Annotated in this window: 20 protein-coding genes; 7 read left to right on the forward strand and 13 right to left on the reverse strand. The window is 71.9% G+C overall.

What is annotated here, in order from left to right; genetic code table 11:
* Nucleotides 1-547: 547 nt before the first annotated feature.
* The 3 genes from AMK16_RS07465 to thyX all read right to left on the reverse strand — a co-directional run bounded on the left by AMK16_RS07465 (nt 548) and on the right by thyX (nt 4,189).
* Nucleotides 548-2,233, reverse strand: coding sequence for a ribonuclease J (locus tag AMK16_RS07465; protein ID WP_073910765.1), 1,686 nt, complete (start codon nt 2,231-2,233; stop codon nt 548-550).
* A gap of 114 nt (nt 2,234-2,347) precedes the next feature.
* On the reverse strand, nt 2,348-3,247 hold the full coding sequence (gene dapA, locus AMK16_RS07470) for a 4-hydroxy-tetrahydrodipicolinate synthase (RefSeq protein ID WP_073910768.1): 900 nt from the start codon (nt 3,245-3,247) through the stop codon (nt 2,348-2,350).
* Nucleotides 3,248-3,448: 201 nt separating this feature from the next.
* Nucleotides 3,449-4,189: an FAD-dependent thymidylate synthase gene (thyX, locus tag AMK16_RS07475; RefSeq protein WP_073910771.1), complete on the reverse strand. Its 741-nt coding sequence runs from the start codon at nt 4,187-4,189 to the stop codon at nt 3,449-3,451.
* 235 nt (nt 4,190-4,424) lie between these two features.
* Here thyX and AMK16_RS07480 point away from each other — a divergent pair, with 235 nt between their 5' ends.
* A complete protein-coding gene (locus tag AMK16_RS07480) occupies nt 4,425-4,664 on the forward strand; it encodes a hypothetical protein (protein WP_073910775.1) in 240 nt (79 codons plus the stop codon).
* Nucleotides 4,665-4,712: 48 nt separating this feature from the next.
* A complete protein-coding gene (locus tag AMK16_RS07485; RefSeq protein WP_073910778.1) occupies nt 4,713-5,273 on the forward strand; it encodes a PH domain-containing protein in 561 nt (186 codons plus the stop codon).
* 36 nt (nt 5,274-5,309) lie between these two features.
* Here AMK16_RS07485 and AMK16_RS07490 read toward each other — a convergent pair whose 3' ends face one another.
* From AMK16_RS07490 to eccD, 6 genes are all read right to left on the reverse strand, one after another.
* Entirely contained in the window at nt 5,310-5,762 is a 453-nt protein-coding gene (locus AMK16_RS07490) for a hypothetical protein (protein ID WP_073910782.1), read from the reverse strand.
* Between the two features lie 15 nt (nt 5,763-5,777).
* Nucleotides 5,778-6,530 (reverse strand): 4-hydroxy-tetrahydrodipicolinate reductase, encoded by a 753-nt coding sequence (gene dapB, locus AMK16_RS07495; RefSeq protein ID WP_073910786.1) that lies wholly within the window; start codon nt 6,528-6,530, stop codon nt 5,778-5,780.
* 55 nt (nt 6,531-6,585) lie between these two features.
* A complete protein-coding gene (locus tag AMK16_RS07500; RefSeq protein WP_073910790.1) occupies nt 6,586-7,965 on the reverse strand; it encodes a M16 family metallopeptidase in 1,380 nt (459 codons plus the stop codon).
* On the reverse strand, nt 7,962-10,184 hold the full coding sequence (locus AMK16_RS07505; RefSeq protein WP_073910794.1) for a polyribonucleotide nucleotidyltransferase: 2,223 nt from the start codon (nt 10,182-10,184) through the stop codon (nt 7,962-7,964). The genes AMK16_RS07500 and AMK16_RS07505 overlap by 4 nt, the downstream gene beginning before the upstream one ends.
* A 330-nt stretch (nt 10,185-10,514) precedes the next feature.
* Nucleotides 10,515-10,802, reverse strand: a complete 288-nt coding sequence (rpsO, locus tag AMK16_RS07510) for a 30S ribosomal protein S15 (protein ID WP_031143997.1) — start codon at nt 10,800-10,802, stop codon at nt 10,515-10,517.
* Nucleotides 10,803-10,984: 182 nt separating this feature from the next.
* Complete coding sequence (gene eccD, locus AMK16_RS07515; RefSeq protein WP_073910797.1) at nt 10,985-12,499, reverse strand: type VII secretion integral membrane protein EccD; 1,515 nt, start codon at nt 12,497-12,499, stop codon at nt 10,985-10,987.
* Nucleotides 12,500-12,719: 220 nt separating this feature from the next.
* Here eccD and eccCa point away from each other — a divergent pair, with 220 nt between their 5' ends.
* Together eccCa and AMK16_RS07525 are read left to right on the forward strand one after the other, a co-directional pair.
* Complete coding sequence (eccCa, locus tag AMK16_RS07520; RefSeq protein ID WP_073910801.1) at nt 12,720-16,688, forward strand: type VII secretion protein EccCa; 3,969 nt, start codon at nt 12,720-12,722, stop codon at nt 16,686-16,688.
* 120 nt (nt 16,689-16,808) lie between these two features.
* The gene (locus tag AMK16_RS07525) at nt 16,809-17,054 is read left to right on the forward strand and encodes a DUF397 domain-containing protein (RefSeq protein ID WP_030708695.1); all 246 of its coding nucleotides are present in this window, start codon (nt 16,809-16,811) and stop codon (nt 17,052-17,054) included.
* Nucleotides 17,055-17,147: 93 nt separating this feature from the next.
* Here AMK16_RS07525 and AMK16_RS07530 read toward each other — a convergent pair whose 3' ends face one another.
* The 4 genes from AMK16_RS07530 to eccB form a co-directional block, all read right to left on the reverse strand.
* Entirely contained in the window at nt 17,148-17,456 is a 309-nt protein-coding gene (locus AMK16_RS07530; RefSeq protein ID WP_073910805.1) for a WXG100 family type VII secretion target, read from the reverse strand.
* A 50-nt stretch (nt 17,457-17,506) separates the two neighbouring features.
* Entirely contained in the window at nt 17,507-17,845 is a 339-nt protein-coding gene (locus AMK16_RS07535) for a WXG100 family type VII secretion target (protein ID WP_073910809.1), read from the reverse strand.
* Nucleotides 17,846-18,058: 213 nt separating this feature from the next.
* A complete protein-coding gene (gene mycP, locus AMK16_RS07540) occupies nt 18,059-19,348 on the reverse strand; it encodes a type VII secretion-associated serine protease mycosin (protein WP_073910812.1) in 1,290 nt (429 codons plus the stop codon).
* 11 nt (nt 19,349-19,359) lie between these two features.
* Nucleotides 19,360-20,940 carry a type VII secretion protein EccB gene (gene eccB, locus AMK16_RS07545; RefSeq protein ID WP_073910816.1) on the reverse strand — a complete coding sequence of 527 codons (1,581 nt, stop codon included), beginning with the start codon at nt 20,938-20,940 and terminating at the stop codon, nt 19,360-19,362.
* 258 nt (nt 20,941-21,198) lie between these two features.
* On the opposite strand from eccB, the gene eccE reads away from it, so the two are divergent.
* From eccE to AMK16_RS07560, 3 genes are all read left to right on the forward strand, one after another.
* Entirely contained in the window at nt 21,199-22,473 is a 1,275-nt protein-coding gene (gene eccE, locus AMK16_RS07550; RefSeq protein WP_073910820.1) for a type VII secretion protein EccE, read from the forward strand.
* Complete coding sequence (locus AMK16_RS07555) at nt 22,473-23,171, forward strand: hypothetical protein (RefSeq protein WP_073910823.1); 699 nt, start codon at nt 22,473-22,475, stop codon at nt 23,169-23,171. The genes eccE and AMK16_RS07555 overlap by 1 nt, the downstream gene beginning before the upstream one ends.
* A 129-nt stretch (nt 23,172-23,300) precedes the next feature.
* Entirely contained in the window at nt 23,301-26,042 is a 2,742-nt protein-coding gene (locus AMK16_RS07560) for an SCO5717 family growth-regulating ATPase (RefSeq protein WP_073910826.1), read from the forward strand.
* The last annotated feature ends 64 nt before the right edge of the window (nt 26,043-26,106 follow it).

Raw genomic sequence — 26,106 nt, forward strand, 5'->3', positions numbered from 1 at the left:
AGCACCCCGAAACCGGAGCCCTACAGGTCTTTTTCAAAGGAACCTCATCCACCGAAATGGACGGGGTATCAACTTTTGGCGTTGATTTTTGGCACGCTGTTGAGTTCTCAAGGAACGGACGCTTCCTTTGTACTCACCGCAGTATCACTACTGAGGCTTTCCTCCGGGCTTCGTTCTGTTCTGCTGTCTTGCGTTTCCGACTCTATCAGACTCTTTCGTGTCCGATTCCCGGTCGAAGCGGGTTTCGCTTTCCAGTTCTTCGCTTTCGCGCTTTCCCTTTCCGGCGAGTCCGACTCTATCAGAATCTCTTCCCTTGTCGTTTCCGACCGGATTCGAATTCCGATGGCCTTCGGGGGGCCTTTCCCTTTCGGGTGGACCAGACTTTATCAGGCTTCCCTGAGTGCTGATTCCCACCCGCCCGCATGACAGGCCCGGCGCACACGTGTGTGCCGGGGTGCCGTGCGGGGTGGAGACGTAAACGTACTGGAGCGGGGCCCCCGGATGCAAATCCGGTTGCCCCGCTCCGGTGTGGTCGCTACGGCGGGGATCAGACCTCGACGACGACCGGGAGGATCATCGGGCGGCGGCGGTAGCTGTCCGACACCCACTTGCCCATCGTGCGGCGGATGAGCTGCTGGATCTGGTGCGGCTCGGCCACGCCGTCGGAGGCGGCGCGGGCGATGGCTTCCTCGATCTTCGCGATGACCGGGCCGAAGGCTCCGTCCTCGATGCCGGAGCCGCGGGCCTGGATGTTCGGGCCGCTGACCACCTTGCCCGTGGTGCTGTCCACCACGACGTAGACCGAGACGATGCCCTCGTCGCCGAGGATCTTGCGGTCCTTGAGGTGGACTTCCGTCACGTCGCCGACCGAGAGGCCGTCCACGTACACGTAGCCGGCCTGCACCTTGCCGGAGATGCGGGCCTTGCCGTCGATCAGGTCGACGACCACGCCGTCCTCGGCGATGACGATCCGGTCCTTCGGGACGCCCGTCAGGGCCCCGAGCTCGGCGTTGGCGCGCAGGTGGCGCCATTCGCCGTGGACCGGCATCAGGTTCCGCGGCTTGCAGATGTTGTAGAAGTACAACAGCTCGCCCGCGGAGGCGTGCCCGGAGACGTGCACCTTGGCGTTGCCCTTGTGGACGACGTTGGCACCCCAGCGGGTGAGGCCGTTGATCACGCGGTAGACCGCGTTCTCGTTGCCGGGGATCAGCGACGACGCGAGGATCACGGTGTCGCCGGGGACGATCCGGATCTGGTGGTCGCGGTTCGCCATGCGGGACAGGGCCGCCATGGGCTCGCCCTGGGACCCGGTGCAGACGAGGACGACCTCGTGGGCCGGCAGGTCGTCGAGGGTCTTGACGTCCACGACGAGGCCGGCCGGGACCTTGAGGTATCCCAGGTCGCGGGCGATGCCCATGTTGCGGACCATGGAACGGCCGACGAAGGCGACCCGGCGGCCGTACTCGTGGGCGGCGTCCAGGATCTGCTGGATGCGGTGCACGTGGCTGGCGAAGCTGGCCACGATGATCCGGCTGTGGGCGTTCGCGAAGACCGTGCGCAGGACGCCCGAGATCTCGCGCTCGGGCGGGACGAAGCCCGGGACCTCGGCGTTCGTCGAGTCCGAGAGAAGGAGGTCGATGCCCTCTTCGCTCAGCCGGGCGAACGCGTGCAGGTCCGTGAGGCGCTTGTCCAGCGGGAGCTGGTCCATCTTGAAGTCGCCGGTGGCGACGACCAGGCCCGCGGGGGTCCGGATCGCGACGGCCAGGGCGTCGGGGATGGAGTGGTTGACGGCGATGAACTCGCAGTCGAAGGGGCCCAGGTTCTCGCGCTCGCCTTCCTTCACCTCAAGGGTGTAGGGGCGGATGCGGTGCTCCTGGAGCTTCGCCTCGATCAGGGCCAGCGTCAGCTTGGAGCCGATCAGCGGGATGTCCGGCTTCTCCCGCAGGAGGTAGGGGACGGCGCCGATGTGGTCCTCGTGGCCGTGCGTGAGCACGATGCCGTCGATGTCGTCGAGGCGGTCCCTGATGGACGTGAAGTCCGGCAGGATCAGGTCGATGCCCGGCTGCTCCTCCTCCGGGAAGAGGACGCCGCAGTCGACGATCAGCAGGCGGCCGTCGAACTCGAAGACGGTCATGTTGCGCCCGATTTCGCCCAGACCACCCAGGGGGGTGACGCGCAGGCCGCCCTTGGGCAGCTTCGGCGGGGGACCGAGTTCAGGATGCGGATGGCTCAAAAGTCTCTCCTCACCACACACGCCACGTACCTCGGAAGGCACGTGGCGCGCATGACATTCGTGCACTTGCTGTTGTCTGTTTTGGTCGTGCTTGTTCAGTTGTGAAGTCTGTTGTCAGAGCTGTACCCCGCCGGCGGCGAGATCGAGCGTGAGCTGAGCCGTCTCTTCGGCGGTCAGCTCGATCATCGGGAGCCGCAGCGGGCCCGCGGGCAGTCCCTGCAGGTTCAGCGCGGCCTTGCTGGTCATGACGCCCTGCGTGCGGAACATGCCGGTGAAGACCGGGAGCAGCTTCTGGTGGATCTCGGTGGCCTTCTGGGCGTCTCCGCCCAGGTGGGCCTCCAGCATGGCGCGCAGTTCGGGTGTGACCACGTGGCCGACCACGGAGACGAAGCCGACCGCGCCGATCGACAGGAGCGGCAGGTTCAGCATGTCGTCGCCCGAGTACCAGGCCAGACCGCTCTGTGCGATGGCCCAGCTTGCACGGCCTAGGTCGCCCTTGGCGTCCTTGTTGGCAACGATACGGGGGTGCTCGCCCAGTCGTACCAGAGTTTCCGTGTCGATAGGGACACCGCTGCGCCCGGGAATGTCGTAGAGCATGACCGGCAGCCCGGTCGCGTCGGCGACGGCCGTGAAGTGCCGGTAGAGGCCCTCCTGCGGCGGCTTGCTGTAGTACGGGGTCACCGCGAGGAGGCCGTGGGCGCCCGTGCGTTCGGCCTGGCGGGCGAGCTCCAGCGTGTGGCCCGTGTCGTTGGTGCCGATGCCGGCGACCACGTGGGCGCGGTCCCCGACGGCTTCGAGGACGGCTCGTACGAGGTCGTTTTTCTCCGCGTCGGTGGTGGTCGGCGACTCACCGGTGGTGCCGTTGACGATCAGGCCGTCGTTGCCTGCGTCCACCAGGTGGACGGCGAGCTGCTGCGCGCCGTCGAGGTCGAGTGCGCCATCCGCCGTGAACGGCGTGATCATGGCGGTGAGGACCCGCCCGAAGGGGGTCTGCGGAGTCGAGATCGGAGCCATGGGTAACACGCTACTCGCTGCCATGCTCGACGTGTCCCCTCGGGGGACGTCAACCGGGGTGTTGGACGCCGGCACTGCCTGCTCGGGGGTTCAAGCAGTGCCGGGTCCGTTTGATCAGCCTAGATGAACTTTACGAAACGCCGCAATACGGACACTTAGGACTTGACTCCGCACATCTGTACGTCGTACGCGTGCCGGGCCTTACGGGGCAACGCGGCCGTTGCCGTTGAAGGCGGCGTACGTCAGCGGCATGAGCGTCGCCCAGTGCTGCTCCATCTTCTCGCCGACCATCTCGATCTCCCGCTGCGGGAAGGACGGCACGGCCGCGAGCTCGTGCTGCGTGCGCAGGCCAAGGAAGTGCATCAGCGAGCGGGCGTTGCAGGTGGCGTACATCGAGGAGAAAAGACCGACCGGCAGGACCGAACGGGCAACCTCGCGGGCCACGCCCGCGGCGAGCATCTCCTGGTAGGCCTCGTATGCCTGCCGGTAGGAGTCCTCCATGACGCGGCCGGTCAGCTCCTGCTGCGCCTCGGTCCCCTCGACGAAGACGTACTTGCCGGGGCGGCCCTCCTGGACGAGCTTGCGCTCGGCGTCCGGGACGTAGAAGACCGGTTCGAGCTCCCTGTAGCGGCCGGACTCCTCGTTGTAGGACCAGCCGACGCGGTGGCGCATGAACTCGCGGAAGACGAAGATCGGGGCGCTGATGAAGAAAGTCATCGAATTGTGTTCGAAGGGGCTGCCGTGGCGGTCGCGCATCAGGTAGTTGATGAGCCCCTTGGAGCGCTCCGGGTCCTTCTGGAGCTCCTCCAGGGACTGCTCGCCGGCCGTGGAGACCCGGGCGGCCCACAGCACGTCGGAATCGGCGGCGGAGTGCTTCACCAGCTCCACCGTCACGTCACTGCGGAAGCTGGGTTTCAGATCTGAAGCGGCGGTCTCGCTCACCGGGGTCCTTCCAAACGTGCGTCCTGGGGCGCGCCCACTCTACGTCGCCCCCTGCGGGCCTCCGTGCAGGCGGGCCGGGGGGCGGGGCCGGTCCGCGCGGCTGACGCGGCGCCACGCAGTGCGGCCGGTATGCCGATTTCAGGCACCGATCGGGCGGCCCGGACGTCCTACGGGGTAGAAGCCGTGCACAACCGCCGCCCCGTCCCGGGGCCCGATCGCGAGGAGAGCCGCTCCCATGTTCAGCCGGCGCGAACCCGTCCCGTTCGCCTTCGTCGCCGAGGCCGACCGTTTCCGCAGCAACGTCACTCCGCCGCCGCGCGAGAGTATGAGCAGGACCCAGCTCGCCGCCCGTAGTCTGGTCGGCCTGACCGTCGTCGCGGGGCTGGCCGGCTCGCTGCTGTTCGGCATGCCCGCACTGGAGCCGGGCAGGGCGCCGGTGAAGTCGCAGCAGTCGCAGGCCTCCGAGGGGCGGTAGCCTCACGGTCACTGCCCAACCGAACGTGCATGTGAGTGAGGTCCAGTCGTGCCCCTGTCCTTCCTGACGGCCGACGGTGTGTCCAGCGTGGACGACGACCACGACGAGGTGCCGGCCCCTGCCGACCACAACCGCTGGCGGCGGCCCTACCGGCCGGGCCCGTGGCGGGTGGCCATCGCCGCCGTGCTGCTCCTGCTGTCCGCCTTCATGCTGCTGGCCACGATGATCGTCGCCTTCGTGGGCGCCTGGGGCGGGGCCGCGTTCTGCCTCCTCGCCGCGCTCGCGGTCGTCGGCTCGGCGGTGCAGCTGCTGCGGGCCGGCGTCTGGGTGAGCCCCGCGGGCCTGCGCCGGGTGGGGTTCTTCGGGACCCGCTCGATCAAGTGGAGCGAAGTCGGCGAGGTCCGTACGGTCCAGCAGCCGGTGCGCTGGCTCGGCCTGCCCAGGACCGTCCAGGGGCAGGCGCTGACCGTGGCCGGGCGCGACGGCGCTCGGCTCCCGGTGCTGCTGACCGACCACAACGCCGACTTCCTCTCGCGGGCCGAGGCCTTCGACCGGGCCGCCGACGCGGTCGGGGCGTGGGCCGAGGAGTACCGGCCCGTGGCGGTCTGAGCCGCCCCCTGCGCGCACGGGAAGCCCGTACAGGTGTCAGGCCTGTACGGGCTTCCCGTCGTGCAGGGCGATCGCCCGCTGCATGGCCTTGCGCGCCCGCGGGGTGTCCCGGGCGTCGTGGTAGGCGACGGCGAGGCGGAACCAGGTGCGCCAGTCCGTCGGCGCCTCCTCGGTCTCGGCCTTCCGGCGTGCGAAGACCTCGTCGGCGGAGTCCCGCAGGATCCGGCCGTACTGGTCCCGCTCCAGCTCGTCGACGGGCAGGCCGCCCTCGCCCTCCAGCTCGGTGGCGAGCTGGTTGGCCTTGGTGACGAACCGGGTGTTCTTCCAGAGGAACCACACGCCGATGACCGGCAGGACCAGCACGGCCAGCCCGAAGGTGACGGTGAGCCAGGTGCCGTGCCGGATCAGCAGGAGGCCCCGACTGCCGGCCAGGACGAAGTAGACGACCAGGACGGCGGCCGTGAGGAAGTAGGTGATCTTCGCGCGCATCGTGAATCAGCCCAGTCAGCCCAGGTCGAGAAAGTGTTCCAGACCGAAGGTGAGGCCCGGGGTCCGCGGCACGCGGCGCACGCCGAGCAGGATGCCCGGCATGAAGCTGCTGTGGTGCAGGGAGTCGTGACGGATCGTCAGGGTCTCGCCCTCGGCGCCGAGGAGCACCTCTTGGTGGGCCAGCAGGCCGCGCAGGCGGACGGCGTGCACCGGTACGCCGTCGACGTCCGCGCCGCGCGCGCCGTCGAGGGCGGTGGCGGTGGCGTCGGGCTGCGGGGCGAGGCCGGCCTCGGCGCGGGCTGCCGCGATGAGCTGCGCCGTGCGGGTCGCGGTGCCCGAGGGGGCGTCGACCTTGTTGGGGTGGTGCAGCTCGACGACCTCGACCGATTCGAAGTAGCGGGCGGCCTGGGCTGCGAACTTCATCGTCAGGACGGCGCCGATGGAGAAGTTCGGGGCGATGAGCACCCCGGTCTCGGGGGAGGCGGCGAGCCAGGTGTCCAGCCGGGTGAGGCGGTCCTCGGTCCAGCCGGTGGTGCCGACCACCGCGTGGATACCGTGGCGGACGAGGAAGTCCAGGTTCTCCATGACCGAGTCGGGGGTGGTCAGCTCGACCGCGACCTGGGCGCCGGCTTCCGCCAGGGCCTGAAGGTCGTCGCCGCGGCCGAGGGCCGCCACCAGCTCCAGGTCGTCGGCGGCCTCGACGGCCTTGACCGCCTCGGAGCCGATGCGGCCCCGGGCGCCGAGGACCGCCACGCGCAGCTTGCTCATCTTCTCTTCCTTACCTGCGTGCGATGCGTGCGATGCGTGCGTGCGTGGTTCGGGTCTACGCGACGGCCTCGTCGAGGCGGGCGGCCTGCTTCTCCTTCAGCGGGCCGATCACCGCGAGCGAGGGGCGGCGGGCGAGTACGTCCTGCGCGACCGAGCGGACGTCGTCCGGGGTCACGGCGGCGATGCGGGCCAGCATGTCGTCCACGGACATCTGGTCGCCCCAGCACAGCTCGCTCTTGCCGATGCGGTTCATGATCGCGCCGGTGTCCTCCAGGCCGAGGACGGTGGAGCCGGACAACTGGCCGACGGCCCGCTTGATCTCGTCGTCGCTCAGCCCGTCGGCGGCGACCTTGTCGAGCTCGGCACGGCAGATCCGCAGCACGTCGTGGACCTGGCCCGGGCGGCAGCCCGCGTACACGCCGAAGAGGCCGGTGTCGGCGAAGCCGGAGGTGTAGGAGTACACGCTGTAGGCGAGGCCGCGCTTCTCCCGGACCTCCTGGAAGAGGCGGGAGGACATGCCGCCGCCCAGGGCGGTGTTGAGCACGCCCAGGGCCCAGCGGCGCTCGTCGGTGCGGGCGAGGCCGGGCATGCCGAGGACGACGTGGGCCTGTTCGGTCTTGCGGTTCACCAGCTCGACACGGCCGGCGGTGCGCAGGCGCCTGGTGCCGGTGCGCGGGCCGATCGGCTCGGCGTCGGTGCGGGTGAGCGCGCCGGCCTTGTCGAAGGCGGCGCGGACCTGGCGTACGACCTTGTCGTGGTCGACGTTGCCGGCGGCGGCGACGACGAGGTGGGTCGGGTCGTAGTGCTTCTTGTAGAAGCGGCGGATCCGGTCGGCGCCGAGCGCGTTGATGGTGTCGACGGTGCCGAGGACGGGCCGGCCCAGGGGGGAGTCGCCGTACATGGTCTGCGCGAACAGGTCGTGGACCACGTCGCCCGGGTCGTCCTCCGTCATCGCGATCTCTTCGAGGATGACGCCGCGCTCTGCGTCGACGTCCTCTTCGCGGATCAGCGAGCCGGTCAGCATGTCGCAGACCACGTCGATGGCCAGCGGCAGGTCGGTGTCGAGCACGCGCGCGTAGTAGCAGGTGTACTCCTTCGCCGTGAAGGCGTTCATCTCGCCGCCGACCGCGTCGATCGCGGAGGAGATGTCGAGGGCGCTGCGCTTGTGCGTGCCCTTGAAGAGGAGGTGCTCCAGGTAGTGCGTGGCGCCGTTCAGCGTGGGCGTCTCGTCGCGGGAGCCGACGTGCGCCCAGATGCCGAAGGTGGCAGAGCGGACGGAAGGCAGCGTCTCGGTGACGACGCGCAGTCCGCCGGGGAGGACGGTGCGCCGGACGGTGCCGATGCCGTTGCTCCCCTTGAGGAGGGTTTGGGTACGGGCGACGGCCCGCCCCTCCGAAGAGGGGCGGGCCGTCACACGGGAACTACGCGACATCACTTGTCGGAGTCGTCCTTGTCAGCGTCGTCGCCGGCGGCCTCGCCGTCGATCACGGGGATCAGGGAGAGCTTGCCGCGCTGGTCGATCTCGGCGATCTCCACCTGGACCTTGGAGCCGATCGCGAGCACGTCCTCGACGTTCTCCACGCGCTTGCCACCGGCGAGCTTGCGGATCTGCGAGATGTGCAGCAGGCCGTCCTTGCCCGGGAGCAGGGAGACGAAGGCACCGAAGGTGGTGGTCTTGACGACCGTACCCAGGTAGCGCTCGCCGACCTCCGGCATGGTCGGGTTGGCGATGGCGTTGATCGTGGCGCGGGCGGCCTCGGCGGCCGGGCCGTCGGCGGCACCGATGTAGATGGTGCCGTCGTCCTCGATCGTGATCTCGGCGCCGGTGTCCTCCTGGATCTGGTTGATCATCTTGCCCTTGGGGCCGATGACCTCGCCGATCTTGTCCACGGGGATCTTGACGGTGATGATCCGCGGGGCGTTGGGGGACATCTCGTCCGGCGTGTCGATCGCTTCCATCATCACGTCGAGGATGTGGAGGCGGGCGTCGCGGGCCTGCTTGAGGGCCGCGGCCAGGACGGAGGCCGGGATGCCGTCCAGCTTGGTGTCCAGCTGGAGCGCGGTGACGAACTCCTTGGTGCCGGCGACCTTGAAGTCCATGTCGCCGAAGGCGTCCTCCGCACCGAGGATGTCGGTGAGGGCGACGTAGTGGGTCTTGCCGTCGATCTCCTGGGAGATCAGACCCATGGCGATGCCGGCGACGGGGGCCTTGAGGGGCACACCGGCGTTCAGCAGCGACATGGTGGAGGCGCAGACCGAGCCCATGGACGTCGAACCGTTGGAGCCGAGGGCCTCGGACACCTGGCGGATCGCGTAGGGGAACTCCTCGCGCGTCGGCAGGACCGGCACGATGGCGCGCTCGGCGAGCGCGCCGTGGCCGATCTCGCGGCGCTTGGGCGAGCCCACGCGGCCGGTCTCGCCGACGGAGTACGGCGGGAAGTTGTAGTTGTGCATGTAGCGCTTGCGGGTCACCGGGGAGAGGGTGTCCAGCTGCTGCTCCATGCGGAGCATGTTCAGGGTGGTGACGCCCAGGATCTGGGTCTCGCCACGCTCGAACAGCGCCGAGCCGTGCACGCGCGGGATGGCCTCGACCTCGGCGGCGAGGGTACGGATGTCCGTGATCCCGCGGCCGTCGATGCGGACCTTGTCCTTGATGACGCGCTCGCGCACCAGGGCCTTGGTCAGGCTGCGGTAGGCGGCGGAGATCTCCTTCTCGCGGCCTTCGAAGGCCGGCAGGAGCTTCTCGGCGGCCAGCTCCTTGACGCGGTCCAGCTCGGCTTCGCGGTCCTGCTTGCCGGGGATGGTCAGCGCCTGGGAGAGCTCGCCCTTGACGGCGGCCGCGAGGGCCTCGTACACGTCGTCCTGGTAGTCCAGGAAGACCGGGAACTCACCCTCCGGCTTGGCAGCCTTGGCGGCCAGGTCGGCCTGGGCCTTGCAGAGGACCTTGATGAACGGCTTCGCGGCATCGAGGCCCGCGGCGACGATCTCCTCGGTCGGCGCCTCGGCGCCGCCCTTGACGAGGGCGATGGTCTTCTCGGTGGCCTCGGCCTCGACCATCATGATCGCGACGTCGCCGTCCTCCAGGGCGCGGCCCGCGACGACCATGTCGAAGACGGCGTCCTCGAGCTCGGTGTGCGTCGGGAAGGCCACCCACTGGCCGCGGATCAGCGCGACGCGGACGCCGCCGATCGGGCCGGAGAAGGGCAGGCCGGCCAGCTGGGTGGACGCGGACGCGGCGTTGATCGCGACGACGTCGTACAGGTGGTCGGGGTTGAGCGCCATGATCGTGGCGACGACCTGGATCTCGTTGCGCAGGCCCTTCTTGAAGGACGGGCGCAGCGGGCGGTCGATCAGGCGGCAGGTGAGGATCGCGTCCTCGGAGGGCCGGCCTTCGCGGCGGAAGAAGGAGCCGGGGATCTTGCCGGCCGCGTACTGCCGCTCCTCGACGTCCACCGTCAGGGGGAAGAAGTCGAGCTGGTCCTTGGGCTTCTTCGACGCGGTGGTGGCGGACAGCACCATCGTGTCGTCGTCCAGGTAGGCAACGGCGGAGCCGGCGGCCTGGCGGGCCAGACGGCCCGTCTCGAAGCGGATGGTGCGGGTGCCGAAGGAACCGTTGTCAATGACGGCCTCGGCGTAGTGGGTCTCGTTCTCCACTAGTGTCTTCTCCATTTTCGTCGTCTCCGTCCGCCGCCCGTGTGGCGGTGGACGGTGCGGAGAAGCGCTCCTGTCCCGGGCCGGTCTTCGATCGAAGCACCCGGTTCGTCGCCCCTGTGGGCGTTCCGGGTGCCACTACCGAGGACCGGCGGCGTCGGGCGGGCACGCTTCCCCTCTTCAGTTGTGCACGTCCTGGCCGGTCTCTTGCGACCGGCACATCGTGCGGACGTGCCGTTGCGTCCCTACCAGACTACAAAGGGTCCGGTCCGAGGCGCACGTACGGCAAAGGGAGCGGCCCCCTGATGCGGGAACCGCTCCCTCCACGGCGTGTTACTTGGCGCCGGCCGCACCGCGGCGGATGCCGAGGCGCTCGACCAGCGTACGGAAGCGCTGGATGTCCTTCTTGGCCAGGTACTGCAGCAGGCGGCGACGCTGGCCGACCAGGATCAGCAGACCACGACGGGAGTGGTGGTCGTGCTTGTGCGTCTTCAGGTGCTCGGTCAGGTCCGAGATGCGGCGGGAGAGCATCGCGACCTGGACCTCGGGAGAGCCGGTGTCGCCCTCCTTGGCACCGAACTCGCTGATGATCTGCTTCTTCGTAGCGGCGTCGAGCGGCACGCGTACTCCTCGTTTGGGTCTTCGTTGCCACCGAGTGCCCCAGGTCGAATTCTCTGGGGATCTTCCATGACTCGGGAGGCGGGGTCCGCTGAGCGCAGTCCACAGAACCCTTGTCGAGGGATCCGGGGGCGCGTACACAAACGGCCGTCACACAGCGTACCAGGCTGCCGCCGCGTCCCGTCTCAGCTGGTGAGCGCCCGGACCCGGGAGTACACGTCGAGCACGGCGAGGGCCAGGGGCACCAGGCTGAGCAGCACGGCGGCCTCGGTGAGGTCGAGCATGCGTCCCCAGAAGGGTGACAGACCCTTGCGGGGGATGACCAGCGCGATCGCGGTGAGCAGGGCCGCACCGGCCGCGACGGCCGCGGTCAGCCAGATGGTCCGCAGCTCCATGCCGCTGTGGTCCTGCTTGAGGACGAGGGCTTCGAGCAGGGCGGCCGGCGGGTGCAGGGCCAGGCCCAGGATCAGCAGGGCGACGGCGGCCAGACCGGCGGCCAGGGCGCAGACGACCTGGGAGGTGTAGCGGAAGAGGCGGGCGCGCAGCAGCATCGCGAGGCCGGTGGCGAGGGCCAGCAGGCGGCCCCAGGTGTTGTCGGAGAAGCCGAGGACGGCGGCGGAGCCCACGGCGACGGCGGCGCAGCCGGCGACCAGGCCGAGCAGCATCTCGTGGCCGCGGCGGGCCTGGGCGGCGATCTGCTCGGCGTCGAGGGGGGTCGCCTGGTCGATCTGGTCGGAGCCGGAGGGGTCGCCGTACGGCTCCTCGTAGCGGTCGGGGGTCGCCGTGTATTCGACGTACTCGTCCCTGGCGCTCTGCGGGGCGGCGTACCCGATGGGCAGGCGGGCGAAGCGGGCGGAAAGGCCGGGCAGGAAGGCGACGAGGCCGATGGCGACGGGCGCGCAGACGGCGGCGGTGGCGGTCGCGGAGGCTTCGGTGGCGATGGCGGTGAAGGTCGCCAGGGTGCCGGTCGCGGCGACGAAGGTGGCGGCGACGAAGGGGGCGTCACCGCTGGGGGTGAGTGCGACCAGGGCCACGGAGGCGACGAGGACGCAGACGCAGCCGAGCAGGAACTGGAGCCGGCCGGGGCCGTGCCCGGCGGCCGGGGCGATGATCCCGGAGCCGGCGATCAGCAGGTGCGGGAGCGCGCCCAGGCCGAGGGCGACGGCGGAGCCGCGGTCCCGGTAGACCCGGGCGCGCACCCCGGCCACGGCGGTGAGCAGGATGCCGACAGCGCCGGCGATGATCCCGGGCAGGCCGTGCATGTCGTGGCGCAGCGGGTCGGCGTACCAGAGGACGAAGCCGAGCATGACGAGGAGCAGGGCGGCTCCGGCCAGGCCCGCGCCGCGGAGCATGTCGTCGCTCCAGCGGTGGCGGTCGCGCACGACGGCGGAGGCGACGGCGTCGGAGACGTCGTCGAAGACGGCGGGCGGCAGGGACTCGGCGAAGGGGCGCAGGCTGAGCACCTCGCCGTCGAGCACCTGCTGGGCGGCGAGGGTGCGGGCTCCGTCGAGGACGGTGCCGGAGCGGCGTACGAGGTGGAAGCCGGTGGGGGCTCCGACGGGCTGGGTCTGGCCGGTGAGGCGCAGCAGCTCGGGGTAGACGTCGGCGACGGCGATGTCCTCGGGGAGGGCGACGTCGATGCGGCTGTCGGGAGCCACGACGGTGACCCTGCAGAAGCCCGTCGTTGCGGCCGTACTCACCTGTGTGACCCCCCTGGTTGGTGCCCGCACCGGCGGACGGTTCGCGGATGCGCATGCTGCGCGCGCCACCCTACCGGGCCGGTGGCCGACAGTCGGCAAGTAGGATCACCTACCCAGCCATCGCTGGGAGCTACCCCCGGGCGGAGGAGCCCCGTAAACGCCCGGGACTTGGGGGCGCCGGTCGCGACGTCCCGTCCGTATTCGAGGGATTGATGCTCCGGTGAGCCAGATCGTCGTCAAACGCCCGCCGCGGTCCCTGCCGCCCGAAGTGCCTTCGGAGGAGCTGAGGCTGGAGGCGCCGCCGGAGCTTCCGCGGGGGCAGCAGGAGGGCATGCTGATGCAGCTCCTGCCGATGCTCGGCATGGGCTCGTCCGCGGTGTTCTTCTTCATGCCGAACGGTGCGCCCATGATGAAGATCATGGGCGGCCTGATGCTGGCGTCGACGCTGGCGATGGTCGTCGCGCAGTTGATGCGCTTCCGCCGGGGTGCGCAGGGGCAAATGGCCGATGTGCGCCGGGACTACCTCAAATACCTTGCCCAGACGCGTCGTCAGGTGCGCCGGACCGCGCGGGCGCAGCGCGACGCGCAGCTGTACCTGCACCCGGCTCCCGAGCAGTTGTGGTCGGTGGTGGCCGAGGGCTCGCGGCTGTGGGAGCGGCGGGTCGGGGATCCGGACTTCGGGCAGGCGCGGCTGGGCCTGGGCGCGCAGCGGCTGTCGACGGCGCTGGTGGCGCCGGACACGGCGCCGGTGGACGAGCTGGAGCCGCTGACGGCGGGCGCGATGCAGCGCTTCCTCAAGGTGCACTCCTCGCTGGACGGCCTGCCGATGGCGGTCTCGATCCGGGCCTTCTACCACGTGGCGGTCTCGGGTGAGCCGGAGTCGGCGCGCAGTACGGCGCGGGCGCTGGTGGCGCAGCTGGCGACGCTGCACTCCCCCGAGGACCTGACGGTGGCCGTGGTGGCCTCGCGGGGTGCGGTGGAGGCGTGGGACTGGACGAAGTGGCTGCCGCACACGCAGGTGGCGGGCCAGGTGGACGGGGCCGGTACCAAGCGGCTGTTCGGCGACGACCTGGGCGAGCTGGAGGGTCTGCTGGCGCCGCGGCTGGAAGGGCGTCCGCGCTTCAGCCGTGACGTGTCGCCGGTGCTCGACCAGCCGCACCTGGTGCTGGTCCTGGACTGCGACTCCCCCGGCGGCGCGCTGGTTCCGCCGGACTCGGTGTTCGCGGCGGCCGAGGGGCTGCAGGGCGTGACCATCGTCGAGGTGGTGGCGGGCGAGCTGGACGAGCCGCGCGGCGGGCTGTCGGTCGTGGTGCGTCCGGGCCGGCTGCGCCTGGAGTCGGGCGCGGGCGTCGCGTACGAGGGCACGCCGGACACGCTGTCGCTGCCCGCCGCGGAGGCGCTGGCCCGCCAGCTGGCCCCGCTGCGCACGGGCGGCGGGGACGACGACGAGCCGCTGCTGGCCAATCTGGACTTCACGGACCTGCTGAACCTGGGGGACGCGGCCGCGGTGGACGTGTCGCGGACCTGGCGGCCGCGGTCGGCCGGTGAGCGGCTGCGCGTGCCGATCGGGGTCGGCGAGGACGGCGCTCCGGTGATGCTGGACCTGAAGGAGGCGGCGCAGGAGGGCATGGGGCCGCACGGCCTGTGCGTGGGCGCGACCGGTTCCGGCAAGTCGGAGCTGTTGCGCACGCTGGTGCTGGGTCTCGCGGTGACGCACACCTCGGAGACGCTGAACTTCGTGCTGGCCGACTTCAAGGGCGGTGCGACCTTCACCGGCATGGGGCAGATGCCGCACGTGGCGGCGGTCATCACCAACCTGGCGGACGACCTGACGCTCGTGGACCGCATGGGCGACTCGATCCGCGGCGAGCTCCAGCGGCGCCAGGAGCTGCTGCGCTCGGCGGGCAACTACGCGAACATCCACGACTACGAGAAGGCCCGCGCGGCCGGTGCGCCGCTGGAGCCGCTGGCGTCTCTGGTGCTGGTCATCGACGAGTTCTCGGAACTGCTCACGGCCAAGCCCGACTTCATCGACATGTTCATCCAGATCGGCCGCATCGGCCGGTCGCTGGGCGTGCACCTGCTGCTGGCCTCGCAGCGGCTGGAGGAGGGCAAGCTGCGCGGCCTGGACACCTACCTGTCGTACCGGATCGGTCTGCGGACCTTCTCGGCGGCGGAGTCGCGGACCGCGATCGGCGTCCCGGACGCCTACCACCTGCCGTCGGTGCCCGGTTCGGGCTACCTGAAGTTCGGTACGGACGAGATGACCCGCTTCAAGGCGGCGTACGTCTCGGGCACCTACCGCTCGGGCGGCCCTGACCTGTCGGTCGGGCTGTTCCCGGTGGAGCGGCGGCCCGCGCTGTTCACGGCGGCGCCGGTGCCGGTGGTGTACGCGGCGCCGGACCCGGCGTACCTGGCGGCACAGACGGAGCGGACGGACGACGCCCTGTCCGACACGGTGCTGGACGTGATCGTGAGCCGGCTGGAGGGGCAGGGGGTGCCGGCCCACCAGGTGTGGCTGCCGCCGCTGGACCAGGCGCCCCCGCTGGACCAGCTGCTGCCGGCGCTGGCGCCGAGCGCGGAGCGCGGGCTGCACGCCGACGGCTACACGCGGCCCGGCGGGCTCGTCGTGCCGCTGGGACTCATCGACAAGCCCTTCGAGCAGCGGCGCGAGGTGCTGTACCGGGACTTCTCCGGCGCGGCGGGCCACATGATGGTGGTCGGCGGTCCGCAGTCGGGCAAGTCGACGCTGATGCGGACGCTGATCTCCTCGTTCGCGCTCACCCACACGCCGCGCGAGGTGCAGTTCTACGGGCTGGACTTCGGCGGCGGCAGCCTGTCGGCGATCGCCGAGCTGCCGCACGTGGGCGGGATCGCCTCGCGCCTGGACCCGGAGCGGGTGCGGCGTACCGTCGCCGAGGTGGGGGGCATCCTGAACCGGCGCGAGGAGTTCTTCCGGTCGAACAACATCGACTCGATCGGCACCTACCGGCGCCGGCGGGCGGCGGGTGATCTGCCGGGCGAGCCGTGGGGGGACGTGTTCCTGGTCGTCGACGGCTGGGGCGGCTTCCGCGGCGAGTACGAGGGCCTGGAGCAGGTCGTCACGGACATCGCGGCCCGGGGCCTGGGCTACGGCATCCACGTGGTGATCACCGCGGCGCGGTACATGGAGGTGCGGGCGGCGCTCAAGGACCAGATGCTCAGCCGGCTGGAGCTGCGGCTCGGCGACGTCATGGACTCCGAGTTCGACCGCAAGGTCGCGGCGAACGTGCCCCCCGGGATGCCGGGCCGGGGTCAGGTGCCGGAGAAGCTGCACTTCCTCGGCGCGCTGCCGCGGATCGACGGCTCGCACGAGGCGGCGGACCTCTCGGAGGCCACGGCGGCCTTCGTGGACGCGGTCAAGCAGAACTGGCCGGGGCCCGCGGCTCCCGGCGTGCGGCTGCTGCCGCGCCTGCTCCACGCCGACCAGCTGCCCAAGGGCGGGGAGCACCCGCACCGCGGGATCGCGATCGGCATCGACGAGACGGACCTGGAGCCGGTGTTCGTCGACTTCGAGTCCGACCCGTTCCTGCTCGTCTTCGGCGAGAGCGAGTCGGGCAAGACGAACCTGCTGCGGCTGATCGCCCGGCAGATTTCGGAGCGCTACACGCCGGACCAGGCGCGCCTGGTGGTCGGCGACTACCGGCGCAGCCTGCTCGGGGCACTGCCGGAGGAACACCTGCTGGAGTACGCGCCGATGGCGAGCTCCCTGCAGATGCACATGGAAGCGCTGGGCGGGGTGTTCTCGCGCCGGCAGCCGCCGACCGACGTCACGCCGCAGCAGTTGCGCGACCGCAGCTGGTGGACGGGCCCGGACGTGTTCATCGTCATCGACGACTTCGACCTGGTGGCCACGAGCCAGGGCAATCCGCTGGCGCCGCTCGTGGAGTTCCTGCCCTTCGCCCGGGACACCGGCGTGCGCTTCATCATCGCGCGCAACTCGGCGGGTGCCTCCAGGTCGATGTACGAGCCGTTCATGCAGCGGATCAAGGAGCTGGGCGCGCAGGGCGTGGTGCTGTCCGGCGACCCGTCCGAGGGCGATCTCGTCGGCAATGTGCGGCCGCGCCCGATGCCGCCGGGGCGGGCCTACTTCGCCTCGCGCCGCCGGGGCACCTCGCTGGTGCAGCTGGGGCGGATGCCCGGGATGTAGCCGGCCCGGCGGCGGCCGGCCGCTGCTGTCTGCGGCGATCGCGCGGAAAGCTCTTCCCGCGGTCGCCGCAGCCCCGATAATCGGCGGTGAAGACCGCGCCACCGAGGGGAAAGGCCGCCCATGGGCACCCAGCAGGAGAAGGACGAGCTGTACGCGCTCGACATCAGCGGCGTGGAGTGGGAGGGGCCGCCCGGTACCAGCCCGGACGAGGAGCGGGTGGAGATCGCCCGGCTGCCCGAGGGCGCGGTGGCCATGCGGTCCTCGCTGGACCGCGACACCGTGCTGCGGTACACCGCGGCCGAGTGGGAGGCGTTCGTACTCGGCGCCCGGGACGGGGAGTTCGACCTCGACCGCCACCGGCCCTGAGGCCGGGCCCCGGCACGGCACGGCGAACGCCGAAGGGGCGCGCCCGGTGCGGGCGCGCCCCTTCGGCGCGTACTGCCTGTGCGGCTACCGGACTCAGAAGCCCTCGGTGAACAGGCGGGACGCCTTCTGGTCGGTGGAGCGGTAGTCGTCCTTGCCGCGCTCGATCAGCTGCGCGACGTGCTCCAGCTGGGACTTCATGTGCTCGGCCTTGCCCTTGTACTTGGCCTGGAGCTGGATGTACGAGGCGTGCGCCTCGCCGTCCCAGGTGTCCGTGACGACCTTCAGCGCCTGGTCCATGGCGGCCAGGTCGTCGACGATCTTCTTGGAGACCGTGCGGATGCGGTTGGCCATCTGCTGGACGCTCTCGTACTGGACCTTGGTGTGCCCGTCAGTACCAGCCATGTTCTTCTCCTTCGCGCTGAGCGGGGTTGCTGCCGGGAAAACGGCGTGGGTCAGATGGCGTTGAGGCCGGAGCTGTTGCCGCCCGCATTGGCCGCGACCGCCTTGAACGCCGCGCGCACGTCGTCGTCCTGGGCGTTGCTCAGGTTCTTGGTCTGGGCCACCGCGTTGTGCAGGACCCCGAGCAGGCGACGGATCTCGTCGTGGTCCTCGTTGACCACCGTCTGGGCGGAGACGAATCCCGAGGCACCCACACCGGTCCAGCCGGCGCTCACCGTGGCCAGGATGTCGGCCAGCTCGCGGGACTGGGTGGTGACGGCCTCGGCCGTTTCGGAGATCTTGTTCTTGGCCTGGACGATCGGATCGTCTGCAAGTCCGAAATTGTTGCTCATCCGAAGCTCCTCACTTCTCAATTCGCCGGCAAAACCGGCGGATTGCGTGGCGGAGCGGACATGCCCGGCGCGGATATGAGCCACGCGCCCCGGGTATCCCCCTCCGCTTCACGCGATCCCCCGATCACAGTCGTGAAGCCTGCTGTCACTCTAGCCAGTTCATCCGCACGGCCCAACACCGGTGGTCCGCTTCCGTCGATGAACGGTGACCGTTCACTGCAAACGGCGCCTGCGGCGGTGGGCATCGCGGACGACGGTCGCGGTCCCCGCGATCACGGCGATGAGGACGGCGCACATGCCCAGAGCGTACGTGCCGACGCGCTCCTCGCGCTGCTGGGCCGTCTCGCCCAGCGGCAGCGCCGCGGCCTCCGGGGCGGCCGCGGGGGGCGGGCCGGGATCCGGTACGGGGGCCCTCGGGGCCTCTCGGTCCTGGCTGAGCGCGCGCACCGGGTCGACGACGCCCCAACCCACGTAGTCGTCACGGCCCTTGACCGAGCGCTCGGCCGTGTTCTGGATCTGCCAGACGATCTGCTGGACGGACCAGTCCCCGTGCTTGGCGCGCAGCAGGGCGGCGACGCCGGCCACGTAGGGGGCGGAGAAACTGGTGCCGTTGTCGATGCACTGGCCGAAGCCGGGGACGGTGGAGACCATGTCGACCCCGGGCGCGGCGACCCCGATGAAGTCGCCGGGCTGGGAGAACGCCGCACGCTCGTTGTTGCGGTCCGAGGACGCCACCGCGAGCACGCCGGGGAAGGCCGCCGGGTAGGTCTTGCGCTTCTCGCCGCTCATGCCGTCGTTGCCCGCCGAGGCGACCACGACGACATTGGCCTCGATGGCCTTCTGGACGGACTTGGCGAGGGCGGAGTCGGAGGACAGCTGGGCGTCCGTGTCCTGTGAGATGTTGATCACCTGGGCACCCTTGGACACCGCGTGGTCGATCGCCAGGCTCAGCGACTGGGCGTCGCCCTTGCCCTGCCCGTCGTTCTGCCGGATGGGGATGATCGTGGCCTCCGGGGCCAGGCCGACGAAGCCGGTGCCCTCCTGGGGGCGCGCCGCGATCAGGCCGGCCACCTTGGTGCCGTGGCCGACGTTGTCCGCCGTGCCGTCGCCGCCCTTGGGGTCCGTGAAGTCCTTGCCGGCGCCGGTGTCGAGGGCGCCGCTGAGCTGCGGGTTGGCGCGGTCGACGCCGGTGTCGATGACCGCGACGCGGACGGCGGCGCCCTTGGCGTCCTTGCCCTTGGTGTGCGCCCACAGCTCGTCGAGCAGGAGCCGCTGGAGGGCCCAGGGGCGGTCCGCTATCTGCTTCTTCATGGGGAAGGTGCACTCGCCGGCGCCGTCGGGTCGCAGGGCGTACGGGCGCTGCGGTGGGGTGGCATGCCCGGACGCGGTCGGTGCGGTGTCCGTGTCCGGTACCGCGGCCGAGGCGGCGGCCGGGGTGGCACAGAGCGCGACGAGGGCGAGGGCGGCGGGCAGCGCGCGGCGCCGCCCCGGGGACTGGGTCATCGGCGGTTTCCTCACGAACCCTGCGGCTGGCGGGCGGAGTTGGTGTCCAGGCGCGGCCCCTTGGAGAGGAACTCCGACCACGCGATGGGCACCATGGCCGGGGTCACGCCCGCGTAGCCGAGCCGGATCTGTGCCTGGCTGGCTTCGGGGGCGCCGCCCGTGGCGCCCTTGGCCTGCTGGTCGGAGGCCCCGATCTTCGACTGCTCGCTGTCGCTGTCGCCGTTGGCCTGGACGGCGTACCGCAGACCGGTGTCGGTGACCAGGAAGAGGGACCCGCCGGCCGTGGTCTGCTTGCCCTGGACCTGGGTGTAGAGCAGGCCCGAGCCGGGGGTGACGTAGGCGCTGGTGCCGCTGGCGGTGATGTCGACGGGGAAGCCGGTGCCGGCCCAGGTGCTCAGGGTCTGGTTGCCCTGGCCGTCGACCGCGCGCAGGACGTTGCAGACGGTGTCGCGGGCGCCGGCGCCACCCGCCGCGGCCGCGCCCGCCGGTGCGCTCTGGTTGACCCGTTCGGTCTTCTTCTGCGGCCACTTGACGTCCCCGGCGAAGGGGACGGCGTCGGGGCTGAGGGACTGCAGGTCGACCTCGCGGGGCTTGCCGTGCATGTTGAGGCCGTCGGTGGCCGGGGCCGAGATCAGCAGCCAGGCCACGAAGTCGGAGACCGGCGCGACCTTCCCCGGCAGGACGACGTAGTGCTGGGTGCCGGAGCCGGTCTGGGCCATGAGCACCATGCCGACCTTGTTGTCGGCGGTGCCCAGGCCCTTCACGCCGGCGTCCGCGCCCGCCTTGCCGGGCAGCGGCGGGAAGGCCAGGTCCTCACCGGAGTTGAGGGTCGCCAGCCACGCGTCGCCGACCTGCTGGGGGGTCGCGCTGCTGCCGACCAGGGCGTTGGTCATCGTGCCGGCGGCCGGGGTGCCCTCCGGGAACTTGTACTTCGTGCCCGTCGCGTCGACCAGGTAGCGCTGCTTGCCCGGTCCGGTGCTCTGCACGTACAGCGACTGGCCGTCGGTGAGCCGGCGCGCGTCGTCCGTCAGGTGGGTCTCGCGGTCCGCGAGGACGAAGGTGGCGGTCTGCACCCCACGGCCGTTGCCGCCCGGCTGCTGGCAGACGGCCCAGCGCTTGGCCTTGGCCGCGTCCTCCTTGGCGGGGAGCCGGTCGGGCGCGTACGGGATGCCGATGATGGGGCCGCGCGGCGGCTTGCCCGCGTCCAGGACCTTGTCCTCGACCTGGACGACCTTGAACTTCTGCGGATCCAGCAGCAGTCGGGCCGAGGCCAGGTTCAACACCGGGTGGAGCCGGGTCTGGTCCTTGCCGTTCACCTTGGTCGTCAGCACCACGTACCGGGTCGTCGACTGCTTGCCCACCAGGACCTGGGTCCCCGGGTCCGCCCAGCCCTTGGGAGCCGTCGGCTTGAACATGCCCCAGGCGCCGAAGGCGGCGAGCACGACCGCCGCGACGATCACGCCCGGGACGACCGCGTGCAGCGGGCGCGGCGCACCCTCCTCGGTCCCCGTGGCGGTGGGCTGGAGGAACGCGGCCACCGTGCGCCGCTTCGCAAAGGTGTACGCGTTGAGCTCATCACGTCGTGATGCCATGACCGCCTGCTTCTCCCCGCACGGCCCGGTCGGTGAGTACGGTCCCCGGGCCTCGATTGTCGGACCGGGCACCTACTATGCCTCTTGACCGACGGCACGCACGGGCCGGGTAGGGTGAGGCTGCCGCTCAGCGCCTTCCGGACCGGGTCAATCAGGGCTTGTTGGGGTGGATTGGGGAGATTCCGGGGCCATGCGGCAGCTGTCGCGCAGCGCCGGGACTCATGGGGTCTCGCCCCGGAAAGGGGAGGTGCGCGAGTGATGGCCACCGCGACGCAGCCGCAGACTGGCGCGGACGCACCCGCACGCGGCGGGGTGACGCCGCATCCGAAGTCGAGCCCCGGCCGCTTCGGTCCGTTCCGATTGCAACAGCTCGTGCTGCTCGAAGTGGCCGCGGCCGCCCTGCTGGTGGCCTGGGTGGTCGAGCCGCTGCTGCTGGTTCCCGCCGGTGTGCTGGCCCTGCTCCTGGTGGTCCTCGCGGTCGTACGCAGGCACCAGCGCTCCCTGCCCGAGTGGATCGCCGGCGCCGTCGCCCTGCGCGCGCGCCGGCGCCGGTCCGCCTCCCTGGCCGTGCCGGCGGGCACGGAGCCGGGGCTGGCCCCGCTCGTCGAGGCCGATCCGGCTCTGCGCACCCTCACCTTCAGCGACCGCGACCGCAGGCCGGTCGGGATGATCGGCGACGGGACCTTCCTGACCGCGGTCGTGCAGGTCGACACCGACGCCACCGCGCTGCGGCCCGAGCGGGGGGCGCGGCCGCTGCCGCTGGCCGCCGTCCGGGACATCCTCGAAGTCGACGGCATCCGGCTGGAGTCCGCGCAGCTGGTGCAGCACACCCAGCCGGCGCCGGCCCCGCACCTGCCCGCCCAGTCGATGGCCACGCGCAACTACGCGCCGCTGCAAGCCCGGACGGGCACCCCGGCGGTGCGGCTCACCTGGATCGCGCTGAAACTCGATCCGGAGCTGTGCCCCGAGGCGGTGACCGCGCGCGGCGGCGGTCTGGCGGGGGCGCAGCGGTGCGTGGTGCGGGCGGCGGACCAGTTGGCGAGCCGGCTGACCGGGGCCGGGTTCAAGGCCACCGTGCTGACCGAGCAGGAACTCACGGCCGCCCTTGCGACCTCCTCGTGCGCGAACCCGATGGCGATCACCCAGGCGGGGCGCTCGGCGAGCACGGGGCGGCGTACGGAGGAGACCCCGCGGATCTGGCGCTGCGACGACCGGCGGCACACCACCTACTGGATAGCGCGCTGGCCGCAGCTCGGCGGTACGGGTGCGGCGGGGCTGCCGCAGTTCGTGGCGCTGCTGACCTCGCTGCCCGCGCTGGCGACGAACTTCAGCCTGACGATGGCCCCGGCGGAGCGCCAGGGCGTGACGCTGACCGGGCACGTACGGGTGACCGGGCGCAGTGACGAGGAACTGGTCGCCGCCCGCAGGGAATTGGAGCGGACGGCGCGGGGCGTGAAGGCCGGCCTGGTCCGCCTGGACCGGGAGCAGGTACCGGGGCTGCTGGCCTCGCTGCCGCTGGGAGGGGCGCGATGATGAGGGGCGGTTTCGGGCTGGTCGGCCCGCGGCGGGAGCGGCACGTGGTGGCGGCCGCGGACCTGGACGTCCTCGCGCTGCCCGTCGGGGACGACGGGGTGGTCATCGGGGTGGACGCGGAGGGGCGCCCTGCGGTGCTCGGCGTCAACCGGCCGACGCCCTACGAGGTCACGCTGATCGGCGGCCTGTGGACGGCGCAGGTGCTGGCGCTGCGCGCGGCGGCCACGGGGGCCCGGGTGGCGGTGGAGACCGGGCGCGGGCACGCGTGGTCCGGGCTGGCCCAGGCGGCGGGCGGCGGGCAGCAGTGCGTGACCCTGCACGAGGTGGGCCGGGTGCCCCCGCAGGGCGCGTCGGCGGGCAGCCCGGTCCTGGTGATCCGGGACTGCGGGATGCGTCCGCCGCGCGGGCGCGTGGTGGCCGGGCCCTGGCAGTCGGTGCTGACCCTGCTGCCGTACCTGAGCCCGACGGCGCCGCGGCTGCTGCGGCAGTCGTCGCTGGTGGGTGTGCAGCGGGTCTCCCCGGACGAAGCGGAACAGATCGGGCAGCTGATGGGCTTGCCGCGGCCTGCGGTGGACTCACTGCCGACGCTGGGCGACGGCGTGACACTGTGGTGCACGCCGCGGGACCGGCAGTTCGTGATGACGCAGGGGACGGAAGCGGAGACGGGCCTGCTGGGCGCGGCACGGCGGATCGACTGACCGCCGGGGCGGGGCCGGGGTCGCTGGACCCGGCGCGGGCGGACACCGGCGGCGGGGCGCGATTAGGCTGGGCGCGGGCGCGGCGTCGAGGTGGACGCCGGACCGGCGTTCGACAGACCAGGAGGACCAGTGAGCGGCGATCGGAACGAGAGGCGCGGCGGGACGTGGGACGTCCCGACGGACGATCAGTCCGACGCGGAGTCCGAACTGACGGGCGAGTTCACCATCGACTACACCCCGCCGGCCTGGTACACGCAGGGTGCGGCTCCGGCCGCGCAGGTGCCGGGGCTGCCTGAGGGCAGCGGTTTCGAACCCCACCGCCCGTCGGACGCGGACTCGCCCTCGACGATGCGGATCGCGCCGCCGGCGCCGCGGACGGCCTCGGACGGCGCGGGTCTGCCCGCTCCCCTGCCGGCGCCGGGCCCGGCCGCCCCGGTCCCGTCGCACGGGTCCCCGGCCCCGGACGGAGCGGCTTCGCCTCCCCGGAAGCCGGTTGCGGCCGATGCCGCCCCGGCGTCGGCTGCCACCCCGGAGCCCGCACCGTTCGGCACCCCGGCCCCGGCCCCGGCCTGGCAGGTCCCGGCCCCGGCGCCGGACGGGACCCCGGAGCCCGCGCCGTTCGGCACCGCCGCACCGGGCTACCCGCCCTCGACGCCGGGCGAGACTCCCGCGCCCGCGCCGTTCGCCGCCACCGCACCGGCTGACGCGCCGGCCTACCCGGCTGCGAGGCCGGGCGAGACCCACGCGCCCAAGCCGTTCGACGCCCCGGCACCCGCCGACGCCGCCCCGGCGGCCCGGCCCGGCCCGACGACGGACGGGACCACGGAGCCCGCAGCGTTCGACGCCGCCGCACCGGGCTACCCGCCCTCGACGCCGGGTGAGACCCCCGCGCCCGCGCCGTACGACACCCCGGCGGCCCGGCTCGCAGCGACGCCGGACGGGACCCCCGCGCCCGCGCCGTTCGGCGCCACCGCGCCGGCTGACGCGCCGGCTGACGCGCCGGCCCCGGCGGCCGGAGGGGCCCGGTCGCCCGAGCCCTTCGGCACGCCGCGCCCGGCGGAAGCCCCCGCCGCGGCCGCATCGGCCGCATCGGCCCCGTGGGCGGACGAGGCTTCCGCGTCCGAGCAGTTCGGCGCCCCGGCGCCGGCCGACGCGGCCCCGCCGTACACGCCCCCGGCCCCCTCCGAGGGGTCTCCGGCGCCGCACGAAGCGCCGTCGCAGGGCGAGGTCCCGGCGTCCGCGCCGGCCGACGCGGCCGTCTTCGGGGATCCGGCCCCCGTGGCCGACTCGGGTCGGCCCACCCCGGCGGCGCCGTCCTTCCCCGCCCCCGACCGGGGCGGCCCGCACGATACCCCCGCCGAGGGCACGCCCCTGCCGGCGCCCACCGGACACCCGGTAGCGCCGCCGGTCATCCCTGCGGAGGTACCGCCCGCCGCCGCGGAGGCACCGTTCGGGGGGCCTGGTGGGGAACTGCCGCCGCTGCCGCCCGCGTTCGCGCCCCAGGACCCCTACTCCTTCCCGGCGCCGGCTCCGGCCCCGCCCCAGCCGCCGCACCAGGCCCACCCCCAGCCCCACACTCCCCCGTACGACCCCCGTTCCGCGGCCCAGTGGCCCGCCGGCCCGCACCAGCAGCCGCCGCAGCCGCACGACCCCCGCTACGCGGCGGCCGGCCAGGGCTCCGGCGGGGCCCCGCTCGGTTACACCGCCGCCGTGGAGCTCTCCTCCGACCGCCTCCTGCGCAACAAGCAGAAGCCCAAGAACAACAACGGTGGCGGCGGCCTCTTCCGCTTCGGCGGCAAGGCGGCCGAAGCCGAGCGCCAGCGCAAGCTCGAGCTGATCCGCACCCCGGTCATGTCCTGCTACCGCATCGCCGTCATCAGCCTCAAGGGCGGCGTCGGCAAGACCACGACCACCACCGCGCTCGGCGCCACCCTCGCCACCGAGCGCCAGGACAAGATCCTGGCCATCGACGCGAACCCGGACGCCGGCACCCTCGGCCGCCGCGTCCGCCGTGAGACCGGCGCGACCATCCGGGACCTGGTCCAGGCCATCCCGTACCTGCACTCCTACATGGACATCCGCCGGTTCACCTCCCAGGCCCCCTCCGGCCTGGAGATCATCGCCAACGACGTGGACCCGGCCGTCTCCACGACCTTCAACGACGAGGACTACCGCCGCGTCATAGAGACGCTGGGCCGCCAGTACCCGATCATCCTCACCGACTCGGGCACCGGCCTCCTCTACTCCGCGATGCGCGGCGTCCTGGACCTGGCCGACCAGCTGATCATCATCTCGACCCCGTCCGTGGACGGCGCCAGCAGCGCCAGCACCACCCTGGACTGGCTCTCCGCCCACGGCTACGCCGATCTCGTCTCCCGCTCGCTCACCGTCATCTCGGGGGTCCGCGAGACCAGCAAGATGATCAAGATCGAGGACATCGTGCAGCACTTCGAGACCCGCTGCCGCGGTGTCGTCGTGGTGCCCTTCGACGAGCACCTCGCGGCCGGCGCCGAGGTCGACCTCGACATGATGCGGCCCAAGACCCGCGAGGCGTACTTCAACCTCTCCGCCCTGGTGGCCGAGGACTTCGTCCGGGCGCAGCAGCAGGCCCCGCAGGGCCACTGGGGAGCCCCTCAGCAGCCCCACCACCCGCAGCAACCCCCGCCCCCGCAGCAGCCGTACGGCCAGCCGCAGGGTCCGTCCCCCTACCAGCAGCCGCAGCCGCCCTACGGCCAGCCCTACCCGCAGCCCGGCCAGCCGTGGCAGCAGCCCCCGGCCCCGCAGCCGCCCGCCCCACAACAGCCGCAGCAGCCACAGCAGCCGCATCCCCAGCAGCCCCAACAGCCCCCGCGCGACCCCCGGCTCGGCTGACCGCCCAGGCCCAGCAGAAAGGGCCCGTTCCGCCCCGGACCGCGTTCGCGGTCCGGGGCGGAAC

It is taken from the genome of Streptomyces sp. CB00455 (genome assembly GCF_001905445.1).
Classification (GTDB): domain Bacteria; phylum Actinomycetota; class Actinomycetes; order Streptomycetales; family Streptomycetaceae; genus Streptomyces.

Bases quoted from the DNA above. Each gene is read 5' to 3' on its own strand.
- AMK16_RS07555 (WP_073910823.1), top strand. From the start codon at position 22,473: ATGAGGGGCGGTTTCGGGCTGGTCGGCCCGCGGCGGGAGCGGCACGTG.
- dapA (WP_073910768.1), bottom strand. From the start codon at position 3,247: ATGGCTCCGATCTCGACTCCGCAGACCCCCTTCGGGCGGGTCCTCACC.
- AMK16_RS07480 (WP_073910775.1), top strand. From the start codon at position 4,425: ATGTTCAGCCGGCGCGAACCCGTCCCGTTCGCCTTCGTCGCCGAGGCC.
- AMK16_RS07535 (WP_073910809.1), bottom strand. From the start codon at position 17,845: ATGAGCAACAATTTCGGACTTGCAGACGATCCGATCGTCCAGGCCAAG.
- eccE (WP_073910820.1), top strand. From the start codon at position 21,199: ATGGCCACCGCGACGCAGCCGCAGACTGGCGCGGACGCACCCGCACGC.
- AMK16_RS07525 (WP_030708695.1), top strand. From the start codon at position 16,809: ATGGGCACCCAGCAGGAGAAGGACGAGCTGTACGCGCTCGACATCAGC.
- eccB (WP_073910816.1), bottom strand. From the start codon at position 20,940: ATGGCATCACGACGTGATGAGCTCAACGCGTACACCTTTGCGAAGCGG.
- AMK16_RS07490 (WP_073910782.1), bottom strand. From the start codon at position 5,762: ATGCGCGCGAAGATCACCTACTTCCTCACGGCCGCCGTCCTGGTCGTC.
- dapB (WP_073910786.1), bottom strand. From the start codon at position 6,530: ATGAGCAAGCTGCGCGTGGCGGTCCTCGGCGCCCGGGGCCGCATCGGC.
- mycP (WP_073910812.1), bottom strand. From the start codon at position 19,348: ATGACCCAGTCCCCGGGGCGGCGCCGCGCGCTGCCCGCCGCCCTCGCC.
- AMK16_RS07530 (WP_073910805.1), bottom strand. From the start codon at position 17,456: ATGGCTGGTACTGACGGGCACACCAAGGTCCAGTACGAGAGCGTCCAG.